We start from the raw sequence: 11,957 nt of genomic DNA, 5'->3' as shown, positions 1-11,957 counted from the left end.
ATGCTAGGTGACGGCGGGAACAGCCGGGAAACCCCTAGTCGGGGAACGCCGGCCCGACCGCGGTACGGGCGCCGAGCGAACGTCCGCCGCCCCAACCCAGTTCACGGCGGTAGGTACCGAGCAGCTCGTGGTCGGCCAGATAGCCGATATCGCGGAACCGGGAGTCGGCCGGTTCCGGGGTCGCACGCGGGGCCACGAACAGCGCATCGACGGGGCAGTATGCCTCGCACTGGAAGCAGGTCTGGCAGCTGTCCTGGCGGGCGATCACAGGGATTCCCTCCCGGCCCCGGTCGAAGATGCGGGTCGGGCACACGTCGATGCACCGGTCGCAGGCGATGCATCGCTCGGCGGCCACGACCTCGATCATGCGGCCCGGCCCCTCGAGGTCAGTTCTGGCTTGCTCCATACGTCATCGAGGCCACCCGTCAGCAGACGGTGGTGCTGAGCCGGATCCAGCCCGGGGCGGTCCCGGCGCTTGTGCATGCCACGGCTCTCCGTACGCGCCAGCGCGGCATGGAACATCCACCGGCCGTGTGCGACCATCGCCGCCGCCTCGCGAGCCCGGAAGATGTCCTCTCCGGTACCCCCAAGGCCCTGCCGGACGGCGGCCCACGCGTGATCCAGTGAGTCCAGGGCCGGCCGCAACCGGTCCCCGTGCCGTAGATAGTTCACCTCGTAGGGCAGCACCTGGCGTTGTACCTCCGCGACGACGGCGCGGTAGTCGAGGGCGATCGGCCCGTGCGGCCGCCGCCCAGCCGTTCCGGCGGGTCGAAGCCCGGCGGGTCCCGGTGCCCGGGCCGTTCTACGACTGATGGCGAACGCGGCCGCACCGTGGCCGGCCCAGCTACCCGACGACGCCGCCCACGCCGCGTTGTGGCTGCCTCCGCCGCTGAATCCACCACAGATCAATTCCCGGGTCGCGGTATCGCCCGCCACGTAGAGCCCCGGTACGTCGCTGGCGCAGTCGTATCCGGCCACCCGCACTCCCCCGGTACCGCGGACCGTGCCCTCAGCCAGCAGAGTGATCTCGAAGAATTCGGTGAACGGGTCGATGCCAAGCCTGTCGAAGACCAGGAAGAAGTTGGGCTGTCCCCTGCGCATCGCTGTCTGTTCGGCCGGACTCGCGCGGTCGATCCGCGCGAAAACCGGTTCCGTCAACAGAGTTTTGGCGATCACGGACCGGCCGCCGTAGCTGGCCGCACCCTCGAGCACTGTCTTGTCGGCGCGGTAGAAGGTGGCCCAGGAGTAGTAGGCGGTCTTGGTCAGCGACGTGCCCTTGACCGCGATGGCATAGGCGCTGGAGAACTCCATCCCCGACAACACGGCTCCGACCTCCACCGCCATCAGGGCTCCGTCACCGGTATTCACGTCACACCCGAGGGTCTTGGACTGGAATGCGCAGCCACCCGTCGCGAGCACCACCGCGCCGGCCTGGATGTGCACCGTGGCGCCGGTGCGCCGATCGAGTGCGACCGCGCCGGAGACCACACCGTCGTCATCCAGGAGCAGTTCCAGCGCCGGTGTGTGATCGAGGATCCGCACACCGAGTCGGGACACCCGGGAGCGTTGGCGTCGCATGTACTCCGGGCCCTGTAAGTCGCCACGGATGGGCTTGCCGTCGTCGTCCACCGGAAAGGGGTAGCGCTGGATCCGGGCGAGTTCGTCGACCCTGGCATAGGTTTCGTCGAGTACCCGCGCCATCCAGTCCCGGTCGGCGAGATGGCCACCGAGCGCCTCGCGACTGGCCATCGCCGCCTCACGCAGTTCCGGGACGTCCTCGACATACCAGATGCCCGTTCCGACCGATGCCGTCGCACCGCTGGCCCCGGTGTAGCCCTTGTCCGCGAGGACAACCTCCGCGCCGGCCTGCGCCGCCTTGATGGCGGCCCAGGTACCTGCCGGTCCACCACCGACGACCAGCACGTCGGTGCGAATCTGCTCTTGATGTTCAGACATCCATCCTCCGTGAGGATTTCAGACGCTCGGCCCCGAAGATCGGGGCCGGGACATCACCCATTTCTGCGGAACTGATTGTCCGGGACGGCCAGACCGTAATGCTCGCGCAGCGTCTCGCCGCGGTACTCCTCCCGGAACAGTCCCTTGCGTTGCAGGATCGGCAGCACGTGTTCGACGAAGGTCTCCAGGCCCGACGGCAGCGCAGGTGCCATGATGTTGAACCCGTCGGCCGCGCCGCCCTCGAACCAGGCGACGATGGTGTCGGCGGCCTGCTCGGGTGTCCCGACAAAGGTGAAGTGTCCCCGCCCACCGCCAAGGCGCGACAGGATCTCCCGCACCGTCAGGTTCTCGCGCTGCGCCAGTTCGATGATCAGATCCGTCCGGCTCTGCGAGCCTTGCAGTTTCGGTCGGGCCAGGATGAAGTCGGGCAGCGGACCGTCGAGCTCGAACACCGACGGATCCGTCTCGAAGTTCCAGGCCAGCTGTGTCAGCCCGTATTCGGGGACCCGCAGATCATCGAAGCGCCGAGCCAGGTCGCGCGCCTCGGCCTCGGTCGAGCCGAGGAACGGCACGATCCCGGGCAGCACGAGGACACCGTCGGGGTCCCTGCCTGCTGAACGCACCCGGGCCTTGATGTCGGAGTAGAAGTCTGCGGCCCGCTCGTAGGTCTGGTGCGCGGTGAAGATGGCCTCCGCGTGCCGGGCCGCGAAACTCCGGCCGTCCTCTGACGACCCGGCCTGCACCAGCACCGGATGGCCCTGCGGCGGGCGTTCGACGTTCAGCGGACCGGCAACCCGGAAATGGTCACCTCGATAGTCGATCTGGTGCAGCCGGGTCGGGTCGGCGTACCGGCCGGCCGCCTTGTCACCCAGGATCGCGTCACTCTCCCAGCTGTCCCAGAGCGCCTTGGCAGCCTGCAGGAACTCGTCGGCCCTGGCGTAACGCTGCGCGTGGGTGGGACGGTCGGCAAGTCCGAAGTTGGCCGCCTCGTCGGCACCGGCCGAGGTGACGATGTTCCAGCCCGCGCGGCCCGCGCTCACATGGTCGACCGACGCCAGCCGTCGGGCCAGGTTGTAAGGCTCGTTGTAGGTGGACGAGACGGTGGCGATCAACCCGATCCGGCTGGTGTGCTGGGCGAGTGCGGTCAGCAGGGTGAGCGGCTCGAGCTGCCCGGGCGGGCGGAACTCACCGGTTCCGGTGAGCGCCGGTCCGTCGGCCAGGAACACCGCGTCGAGTTTGGCGTCCTCGGCGATCTTGGCCAGCGAAATCCAGTGCGCCAGATCGAAATCGGCACGCGGGTTGCTCTCCGGCAGCCGCCACGCGGCCTCATGGTGGCCCGCCTCCATGACGAAGGCGTTGAGATGCAGCTCCCTTCTACCCGTGTCTGTCATGACACCTTGGTGCTGTCGAAGTCGGCCGGGAGCAGATTGTCGGTGAGCTGGGTGACGTCGACCTTTTTGGTGATCTCACCCGCCTCGAAGAATGCGTCGCCGAGGTCTTGTTCGGCCTTGATATCCGCGGGCTGCACCGCAGTGATCGTGAAGGGATAGGAATCGACGGTGGTACGCGCATCATCCAGGGACACGCCGGTCTCCTTTGCGATGGCCTTGGCGTACTCATCGGGATGCTGCTGGGCCCAGGTGAAGATCTTCGCGACCCGGGTGAGCACGTCGGCAAGTGCTGCCCGCCGGCCGGGGTCGTTGAGCGATTTCTCGGTGGCCACGTAGTAGTTGTTCACCTGGTCGATCGGCGGGAGGCCCTTGGCGATGATGCGAGCACCGTCCTTGACGGCAATCGCGGACGGGGGATTCCAGATGGACCAGGCGTCCACCTTGCCGCTGTTGAAGGCGGTCGCCCCGGCGGCCGGGCTCAGATAGACGAGTTCGACGTCCTTGGGGGTCAGGCCCACGCTCTTGAGGGCGAGCAGGGCCAAGCCGTGCGCCGAGCTGCCCTGCGGAATCGCAATTTTCTTGCCCTTGAGATCGGCCAAGGTCTGGATCGGTGAGTCCTTGGGCACGATGATGTTCTCGGCGGCCTTGGTGAGATCGGCACCGTGCTGGGTCGCGACGATCTTGAAGCCGAACTGTTTCGCGGCGCCGGTGATCGGCGGGACCGTGCCGACATAGCCGAGATCGATGTCACCGGTGGCGGTGGCCTGGACCAGCGGTGGTCCGTAGTCGAACCGGGCGAACTTGATCTTGTACGGCGCGTCATCGAAAGCGCCGGTGACCCTGGCCAGTTCCTCGCTGCCGTCACCGCCGTTGTCGCCGAGCGTGAACGTGTACTGGCTCCACTCCGGATGACTTGCACTGCCCGACTTGCTCAGCGGCGCCTCGCTGCCCTTCGACGATGATCCGCAAGCGGTGGCCGCACTCGCGAGCGCGAGGACCGCCGCGGCAGCCGCGAAGCGGAAAGTCTTGCTGGGCATCAATTCTCCTGTTGTCGTCGTGATTCGAGGTTCACTGCTGGCTGGCCAGGCCGAGTTCGGTCAGCAGGGCCGCACGCAGTTCTTCACGGGCGATGCCGGCTTCGCGGTCGTCGGCGGACAAGTGCACCCGGTGCTCGGCGCCGATGCGGCCGCCGCTCATCACCAGAATGCGGTCCGCGAGCGCGATGGCTTCGTCGACGTCATGGGTGACCAGCAGCATCGACGCCTCGTGCACGCGGCGCAGTTCGCGAACCAGGTCGTGCATCCGCACCCGGGTGATGGCATCCAACGCGGCAAAAGGCTCGTCGAGCAGCACCAGCTCCGGTTCGGAGACCAGGGCCCTGGCCAGCGCGACGCGTTGCGCCTCGCCGCCGGAAAGTTCTTTGGGCCAAGCTTTTTCGCGGCCCGCGAGGTTCACCTCGCGCAGCGCACGCCGAGCTCGATCATTCGCGTCGGGGCCGCGCAGCCCGAGGGTCACATTGCGGAGGACACGTTGCCAGGGCAGCAACCGGTCGGCCTGAAACACGACAGCACGTGTGGCGGGTACCTCGATGCGGCCGCCGTCCGGCTTGTCCAAACCGGCGAGCAGACGCAACAGTGTGCTCTTGCCGCACCCGGACGGGCCGAGCAGCGCAACCAGTTCCTGACTGCCGATCTGCAGGTCGAGACGGTCCAGGACCACGCGATCGCCGAACGCACGGACGACCTGTTCGACCAGGACGCCGGTCTGCTGCCGCGGTGCGGTCAGCGCGGGGCGGCTCACACCGCCTCGAAACTGGGCCGCCAGCGCAGCAGCACCCGTTCGAGCGTGCGGACCACCTGATCGGCAGCCAGACCGAGCAGTGAGTAGATCACCAGGCCCACAAAGACCTTGTTGGTCTGCAGATAGGTCTGCGCCTGGGTGATCAGGAAGCCCAGTCCTGCATCGGCGTTGACGGTTTCCGCGGCGACCAACCCCAGGATGCTGTAGGCAAGTGAGAAGCGCAGGCCCACAAGGAAACCCGGGAGCGATCCGGGAAGGAGCACTCGGATGACCAGCCGCCACAGGCCGGCACCGGTGGTCCGGGTCATCTCGATCAGGCGCTGGTCGACACCCCGGATGGCCGCGAACAGATTGAGGTACATGGGCACACCCGCGCCGAACGCGATCAGCAGCACCTTCGTCAGCTCGTCGATACCGAACCACACGACGAACAACGGCAGCACCGCGAGCAGCGGGACGGTGTTGAGGATCTGCGCCACACCGTTGAACACGTACTCACCGCTGCGCAACAACCCGCCCAAGACCCCCGCGACGATGCCGACCGCCAGCCCGATCGCCAACCCCAGACCGGCCCGCTGCAACGAGATCACCAGATCAGGGCCGAGGATGCCATCACGCCAGAGCTCGACGGTGGTGGCCACGATATCGCTGGGCGCGGGCGCATAGGCCGGCGCAAGAACCCCTGTCCTGGCCAGGATCTCCCACGCGACCAGGATGAGCACCGGAGTGGTGTAGATGCCGAGGGGCCAGTGCAGCGCCCGTCGCACCCGGCCCAGTCTGGTGCGGGGCCCACCATCGACGGGGACGAAGACATCCCGCCGCCGCGCAGGGCTGACGGCCGCGGAAGGCAATTCTGCGGCAGCCGGCGCGCCGATCGCACTGAGGGTGCTCATGCCTTGTCACGATGACGGCTCGGGTGTCATTGCGGGACCCATCAAATCGGTCCGATTCTTTCCAGCCCATTAATCTGAGTCCATGTCCCATGTGCTCACGGTCAACATCGCCGAACCCCGGACGAGTCCCGACGACGACCGGCTGCAGACCGGCATCGACAAGCGGCCGACAGCGCTGCGGGTCGAGGTGCGCTCCCCCGGGCCGATGCAGGGCGGGCTGGGCAGCGGGTTGGTGGGCGATCTGATCGGCAATCAGGCCTTCCACGGTGGTGACGATCAGGCGGTGTACGCCTACGCGCGAGAGGATCTCGATGCCTGGGAGGGCAGGCTGGAACGCGAGATCGCCAACGGAGTGTTCGGCGAGAACCTCACCACCAGCGGTGTGGACGTGACGAATGCCTTGGTCGGCGAGCGGTGGCGGGTCGGTTCCGAAGGCTTGGAACTGGAGGTGTCGCGCCCGCGAATTCCCTGCCGCACGTTCGCGCTTTGGCTGGAGATCAACGGCTGGGTCAAGTCTTTCACCACGACCGCGGTCCCGGGTGCGTATCTGCGCGTGGTGACACCCGGCGCGGTGCGCGCCGGCGACCGCATCGAGGTCATCGAGCGCCCCGACCACGACATCACCGTCGGGGTGGTGTTCCGCGCCCTCACCCTTGAAGCCGGCATGCTGCCGTCGATACTCGCCGCCGACGCGCTACCCGAGGACATCAAGCAGAAGGCACGGCGCCGCGCGGACCGGGCCGGGTAACCACCACCGCGGGCACGTGCGGCTCAGGGGGTGAGGGGCAGCTGGTCGCCGACCAGCGAGGCGATCCGGTCGGCCAGGTAGGTGTGTCCGGCATCGTTGGGGTGCACACCGTCGGGCGCGATCAGGTCCGGACGCCCGACGAACCACCGCTCGGCGATCGGGTCGATGAAGACCGCTCCGGCGGCACGGGCGGCGTTGCCCAGCGCGTCGCGGTTCTGCAGCACCTTGTCGGGTACGTCGGCGGTGGGCCACGGCGGGCCGATCACGAGCAGCTTGGCCGCCGGCGCGGTCCGGCGGGCGGAATCGAAGGCACTCCAGGCCATCCCGGCCAGCGCCAGCGGATCGACGGGTTCGTCGTTGCGGGATCCGAAGAACACCACCAGGACGTCATCGGGCCGTACCGCGCGCGCCGTGAGATCTCCGAACACGCTGCCGTGATCGCCGCGGACCCCGTATCCGGCGCGGCCCTCGGACGCGACGTCCGCGGTCACCGGCTTCCCCTGTCGGGCCAGCACCTGCCAGGCCCGAGCCGGCCACCCCTTGCCGCCCAGACCGCCGAAGTTGGTCCCGGTGGTGTACGAGTCGCCGATCACCGCGATATGACTGAGCGGCGCCTCGCGGCTGACGGTCATCACCTCGACCGGACGGGTGCTGACAAGTCCAGCCGTCACAGCCAGCGACATCACGAGCACGACAACGCGGTGCAACGGATTCCCCCTCCGGTGGTCCAGGATCGATACCGCCGACAGCCTACTGGTTGACTTCAGATAGTTTGCCGCGCAGGGTGATTCGGCACACCGAATGCACAGCGAACCCTCAGGCGGACAGCTTGCGGTCATCGCGGTCCAGCGACTGAACGGACGGGGTCGCGTCCTTGACGTCGACCATTCTGCGCATCCACCGCCGGGCGGGTTCCTCGACGAAGTGATACAGCGCGGCCGCTGCGGCGAATGCGACGGCGAACACACCCAGCAGCATCCACGTGCCGGCGGGGCCGGCGAGGGTGAGCTCGAACTGCAACACCGCCCAGTTCCACGCGGTGTGCACGATCTCGTGCACCATGTACAGGCTGAACGAGATCTGCCCGCCGTAGGTGAGCACCCGTAGCGACAACAGACTCGGCAACGTGCCGGTGCCGATCGCCAGCGTCACCACCAGCGGGACGAACAACAGGTCGAGCACACCGCCGCTGTCGATCACATCCGGAATCGGGTGTGCGTCGAACCAGTAGAGAGCGCCGACCATCGCCACGACCAGCACGACGCCCGCGATGCCGGCCAGGGTGCGGGTCCGATCGGACGGGTTCAGTCGGCGTACCGCGGCGCACGCGATGGCGCCGGCGGTGAACTGCAGCAGAATGCGCGGGAGCCAGCTCCACGGCGTGTAGAAGTGCCCGGTGGCCAGCAGGAACATGACCGGCGGCAGCGTCACCGCGAACGCCAGCCACAGCAGGGTGCGGGCCCGGGTGGCCCTGGCCATCCGGAAGATGATCAGCACCAGCCCGCCGAACAGCAGATAAGCCAGCCATTCCGCGCTGATCGACCACGCCGGTCCATCCCAGCTGGAGCCGTCGAAGAACGGCTGGAACCACAGCTGCACCAGGAACAACTGGCGGATGTAACTGATGGCGTTGAGGGTGCCGACGTTCTCCGAGGGAACGTGGCCGACGTAGAGCGTGAAGATGATCCAGAGCGCGGCCAGATGCAGGGTCACCAGGTAGACCGGCCACACCCGGGCCAGCCGCATCCACAGGAAGTGCAACGTGGCCCGGGTGGACCAGTTCTTACCCATCTTGTCGATGTAGGTCCAGGTCAGGACGAATCCGCTGAGGATGAAGAACAGGTCGACGCCTTGCGCGCCGACATTGAGGATCGGGGCCAGCGCCTCGCTGAAATTCGGGGCGGCCTCATGTAGCAACGGCCGGAAGTGGAAGAGCACCACCCAGACCGCGGCAAAGATGCGAAGACCCGTGAGGGCCTTGATCTCTCCGCTGCGCACAACACTCTTTCCGTGGCCGTATCCGTTGGGAGAATATCAGCGCAACGGGTCAGTGGCCGCGAAGCGAACGCTGAGCGATTCCTGTCAACGACGGATGAACGCGATCAGGGCGTGGGCGTGGGAGCCGGTCCCGGTGCAGGTCCGGTTCCTTGCGGAGGCGAAACGGGCGCCGCAGGTGCATCGGGATTGCCCGCGTTGTACTGCGCGGCGTTGCGGTTGAGCGTGTCGAGGTAGGCCTTGAGTTTCAGGCCCTGCAGCACCGGCGGCAGTCCCGGCCCGGGCGGCGCCTGGTCGGTCAGCTGCCAGGTCTGGCATCCGGTGGTTTTGAAGGTGCCATCGGAGGCGTCGATCTGCACCACCTGCGCCTCGTGGGTGAATGCGCGGTCGATGGTGTCACCGGTCTGGCCGGCCGGCGCGGCGGCGATCCGGCGCCAGGAGCACGTGCCGTCGCCGACCGGACCTGCCGAGGCGTACACCCCCGGCGCGATATCGGTGCCCACCACGAAGGCACCGTCGTGGTCGATCACGGTCTTGGGTGCCGCCGGCGGCGCCGGGGCCGGCGCGGGCGCGGGGTCGGCGCCGGCCGGGGACGCCACCGCCCAGGCCATGGCTGCGACGGCGGCGAAGGCGGCAGGCAGTGCCCACAAATTCGACCTCATGGGTATCAGGGTAGGCCCGTGCCAGCGGTGCACAGTAACCCTTAAGGCTGCCTGAGTGGCTCCCGATGCCCCGGAACGCGGCCGGTGCGCGCATCCGGCGACTCCGCTCTAGACTGCGGTCTCAGCCACTAACATGCAGGTAGAAGGCGTCGGCATGGGCCCGGTGACCATTGGCAGAGCAGCCCGTCGGCGTTGCAAAATATGTACGACACGTCACTCTGTTATATGGGCTAAGCTCTCAGTTACATGAGCTAACCTGTGGCGATCATAAGACGCCTGGTAGCGGCGGCGAATCAAGCTGACGGGGGAAATCGGTACTCGATGAACGTGCTCAAGCGCATCTGGATTCCGCTGGTCATCGTGGTCGTGGTCGCCGTCGCCACGTTCACCGTGATGCGGGTCCGCACGTTCTTCGGCACCGGTCCCGGCTATATCGCCACCGAGAACAGCGCCGGCGACGACACCAAGCCGTTCAACCCCAAAGTGGTCAAGTACGAGATCTGGGGCACCGGCGCCACCGCCAACATCAACTACATGGACCTGGACGCCAAACCGCAGCGCGCCGACAACGCGCCGCTGCCCTGGACGCTCACGTTGAGCACCACCGCGCCGTCGGTGTTCCCCACCATCTCCGCGCAGGGCGACGGCAACAGCCTGTCCTGCCGTATCACCGTCGATGACGAGGTCAAGGACGAGCGGACCGTGGACGGCGTGGGTGCGCACACGTACTGCCTGGTGAAGTCGGCATGACCACCCTGCCCGGTGCCACCCCAACCGATCCGCCGACCGACGCCATCCCCGCGGTGAAGCAACCGAACCGCACCGTCATTCCGCGCACCATCCGGACCTTGGCCCTGCCGATCATCCTCGGCTGGATCGCCATCATGGTGGTGCTCAACGTGATCGTCCCGCAGCTCGAAGAGGTCGGGAAGCTCCGCTCGGTGTCGATGAGTCCCGAGACCGCCCCGTCGATGATCTCGATGAAGCGCATCGGCGCCGACTTCGGCGAGTTCAAATCGGACAGCTCGGCCATGGTGGTGTTGGAGAGCGACCACCAACTCGGCGACGCCGAGCACAAGTTCTACGACGAGATGATCAAGAAACTGGAAGCCGACACCAAACATGTCGAGCACATCCAGGACATGTGGGGCGATCCGCTGACGGCGGCCGGTGCGCAGAGCGCCGACGGCAAGGCCACCTACGTGCAGGTGTACCTGGCCGGGAATCAGGGCGAGTCGCTGGCCAACGAATCCGTCGAGGCCACTCAGAAGATCATCGACGGTATGACCCCGCCGCCGGGTCTGAAGGTGTTCGTCACCGGCCCCTCGGCGTTGATGGCCGATCAGCACATCGCAGGCGACCGCAGCATGCAGATGATCACCATGCTGACGTTCGGCGTCATCCTCGTGATGTTGCTGCTGATCTACCGATCGGTGGTCACGGTTTTCCTGGTGCTGGCCATGGTTGCCGTCGAGCTCGGTATCACCCGCGGATTCATCGCCTTTCTCGGCTACTACGACATCATCGGGCTCTCGACATTCGCGACGAACCTGTTGGTGACATTAGCCATCGCCGCGTCGACGGACTATGCCATCTTCCTGATCGGCCGTTATCAGGAAGCCCGCAGCGTCGGTGAGGACCGCGAGTCGGCGTACTACACGATGTATCACGGCACAGCCCACGTGATCCTCGGCTCGGGCATGACGATCGCGGGTGCGACGTTCTGCCTGCACTTCACCAAGCTGCCCTATTTCGTCTCTCTCGGTATCCCGCTGGCCATCGGCATGATGGTCGCGGTCTTCGCTGCCCTGACGCTGGGCCCCGCCGTTGTCACCGTGGCGTCGCGCTTCGGCAAGACTCTGGAACCCAAGCGCGCGATGCGCACCCGGGGCTGGCGCAAGATCGGCGCGATCATCGTGCGCTGGCCGGGTCCGGTACTCGTGGGCACGATCGCGCTGTCGATGGTGGGGCTGCTGACCTTGCCCGGGTACCGCGCCGGCTACAACGACCGCAATTACCTGCCCGCCGACATTCCGGCCAACATCGGCTATGCGGCGGCGGATCGGCATTTCAACCAGGCCCGGATGAACCCGGAACTGTTGATGATCGAGAGCGATCACGATCTGCGTAACTCGGCGGACTTCCTGGTGATCGACAAGATCGCCAAGGCGGTCTTCCGCACCCCGGGTATCGGGCGGGTGCAGGCCATCACCCGGCCGCAGGGAACCCCGATCGAGCACACCTCGATCCCGTTCCAGATCAGCATGCAGGGCACCTCGCAGAAGATGAACGAGAAGTACCAGCAGGACATGATGGCCAACATGCTCAAGCAGGCCGATGACATGCAGGTCACGATCGACAACATGACCAAGATGTCCAACATCACGGCCCAGATGGCCGCCACCACGCATTCGATGGTCACCAAGATGAAGAACATGACCCTCGATGTGGCCGAATTGCGGGACCATATCGCCGATTTCGACGATTTCTTCCGCCCGATCCGTAATTACCT

General features: G+C 66.6%; 12 protein-coding genes. 3 read left to right on the top strand and 9 right to left on the bottom strand.

The genetic code is table 11. From position 1 onward, the window contains the following. Window positions 1–34: 34 nt before the first annotated feature. Genes H7J86_RS28715 through H7J86_RS28690 form a run of 6 tightly spaced genes read right to left on the bottom strand, consistent with a single transcriptional unit; the run spans window position 35 to window position 6,040 of the window. Window positions 35–367, bottom strand: a complete 333-nt coding sequence (locus H7J86_RS28715) for a 4Fe-4S dicluster domain-containing protein (protein ID WP_267295086.1) — start codon at window positions 365–367, stop codon at window positions 35–37. After that, complete coding sequence (locus H7J86_RS28710) at window positions 364–1,956, bottom strand: FAD-dependent oxidoreductase (protein ID WP_267295085.1); 1,593 nt, start codon at window positions 1,954–1,956, stop codon at window positions 364–366. Before H7J86_RS28710 ends, H7J86_RS28715 begins: the two co-directional genes overlap by 4 nt. Before the next feature lie 53 nt (window positions 1,957–2,009). After that, window positions 2,010–3,347, bottom strand: coding sequence for an LLM class flavin-dependent oxidoreductase (locus H7J86_RS28705; RefSeq protein ID WP_090357358.1), 1,338 nt, complete (start codon window positions 3,345–3,347; stop codon window positions 2,010–2,012). Continuing rightward, complete coding sequence (locus H7J86_RS28700) at window positions 3,344–4,384, bottom strand: ABC transporter substrate-binding protein (protein WP_267295084.1); 1,041 nt, start codon at window positions 4,382–4,384, stop codon at window positions 3,344–3,346. The genes H7J86_RS28705 and H7J86_RS28700 overlap by 4 nt, the downstream gene beginning before the upstream one ends. 31 nt (window positions 4,385–4,415) lie before the next feature. After that, window positions 4,416–5,147: an ABC transporter ATP-binding protein gene (locus H7J86_RS28695; RefSeq protein ID WP_090357354.1), complete on the bottom strand. Its 732-nt coding sequence runs from the start codon at window positions 5,145–5,147 to the stop codon at window positions 4,416–4,418. Then, on the bottom strand, window positions 5,144–6,040 hold the full coding sequence (locus H7J86_RS28690; RefSeq protein WP_267295082.1) for an ABC transporter permease: 897 nt from the start codon (window positions 6,038–6,040) through the stop codon (window positions 5,144–5,146). The genes H7J86_RS28695 and H7J86_RS28690 overlap by 4 nt, the downstream gene beginning before the upstream one ends. Before the next feature lie 82 nt (window positions 6,041–6,122). Here H7J86_RS28690 and H7J86_RS28685 point away from each other — a divergent pair, with 82 nt between their 5' ends. Further along, window positions 6,123–6,788: an MOSC domain-containing protein gene (locus H7J86_RS28685; RefSeq protein WP_267295080.1), complete on the top strand. Its 666-nt coding sequence runs from the start codon at window positions 6,123–6,125 to the stop codon at window positions 6,786–6,788. Between the two features lie 23 nt (window positions 6,789–6,811). On the opposite strand, the gene H7J86_RS28680 is transcribed toward H7J86_RS28685, so the two are convergent. The 3 genes from H7J86_RS28680 to H7J86_RS28670 all read right to left on the bottom strand — a co-directional run bounded on the left by H7J86_RS28680 (window position 6,812) and on the right by H7J86_RS28670 (window position 9,445). Next, window positions 6,812–7,495 carry an Rv0518 family GDSL lipase gene (locus H7J86_RS28680; protein WP_372517347.1) on the bottom strand — a complete coding sequence of 228 codons (684 nt, stop codon included), beginning with the start codon at window positions 7,493–7,495 and terminating at the stop codon, window positions 6,812–6,814. Window positions 7,496–7,604: 109 nt separating this feature from the next. Beyond that, a complete protein-coding gene (locus H7J86_RS28675) occupies window positions 7,605–8,786 on the bottom strand; it encodes an acyltransferase family protein (protein ID WP_267295078.1) in 1,182 nt (393 codons plus the stop codon). A gap of 104 nt (window positions 8,787–8,890) precedes the next feature. Beyond that, on the bottom strand, window positions 8,891–9,445 hold the full coding sequence (locus tag H7J86_RS28670) for an Rv1352/Rv1906c domain-containing protein (protein ID WP_267295076.1): 555 nt from the start codon (window positions 9,443–9,445) through the stop codon (window positions 8,891–8,893). A 321-nt stretch (window positions 9,446–9,766) separates the two neighbouring features. Between H7J86_RS28670 and H7J86_RS28665 the strand changes: the two genes are divergently transcribed. Beyond that, window positions 9,767–10,195, top strand: coding sequence for an MmpS family transport accessory protein (locus H7J86_RS28665; protein ID WP_090357346.1), 429 nt, complete (start codon window positions 9,767–9,769; stop codon window positions 10,193–10,195). Beyond that, window positions 10,192–11,957, top strand: a 1,766-nt coding sequence (locus tag H7J86_RS28660) for an MMPL/RND family transporter (protein WP_267295074.1), incomplete at its 3' end; no start/stop codon positions are given. The genes H7J86_RS28665 and H7J86_RS28660, both read left to right, overlap by 4 nt.

Source organism: Mycobacterium hackensackense (assembly GCF_025822555.1).
GTDB classification, from domain to species: Bacteria; Actinomycetota; Actinomycetes; order Mycobacteriales; family Mycobacteriaceae; genus Mycobacterium; species Mycobacterium fluoranthenivorans.
The sequence above is the reverse complement of the archived record's forward strand: the minus strand, read 5'-3'. Positions and strand labels throughout refer to the sequence as shown.

What these genes read in the sequence shown, in the direction of transcription:
- H7J86_RS28670 (WP_267295076.1), bottom strand. Translation starts at nt 9,445, where the DNA reads ATGAGGTCGAATTTGTGGGCACTGCCTGCCGCCTTCGCCGCCGTCGCA.
- H7J86_RS28700 (WP_267295084.1), bottom strand. Translation starts at nt 4,384, where the DNA reads ATGCCCAGCAAGACTTTCCGCTTCGCGGCTGCCGCGGCGGTCCTCGCG.
- H7J86_RS28685 (WP_267295080.1), top strand. Translation starts at nt 6,123, where the DNA reads ATGTCCCATGTGCTCACGGTCAACATCGCCGAACCCCGGACGAGTCCC.
- H7J86_RS28665 (WP_090357346.1), top strand. Translation starts at nt 9,767, where the DNA reads ATGAACGTGCTCAAGCGCATCTGGATTCCGCTGGTCATCGTGGTCGTG.
- H7J86_RS28690 (WP_267295082.1), bottom strand. Translation starts at nt 6,040, where the DNA reads ATGAGCACCCTCAGTGCGATCGGCGCGCCGGCTGCCGCAGAATTGCCT.
- H7J86_RS28705 (WP_090357358.1), bottom strand. Translation starts at nt 3,347, where the DNA reads ATGACAGACACGGGTAGAAGGGAGCTGCATCTCAACGCCTTCGTCATG.
- H7J86_RS28715 (WP_267295086.1), bottom strand. Translation starts at nt 367, where the DNA reads ATGATCGAGGTCGTGGCCGCCGAGCGATGCATCGCCTGCGACCGGTGC.
- H7J86_RS28710 (WP_267295085.1), bottom strand. Translation starts at nt 1,956, where the DNA reads ATGTCTGAACATCAAGAGCAGATTCGCACCGACGTGCTGGTCGTCGGT.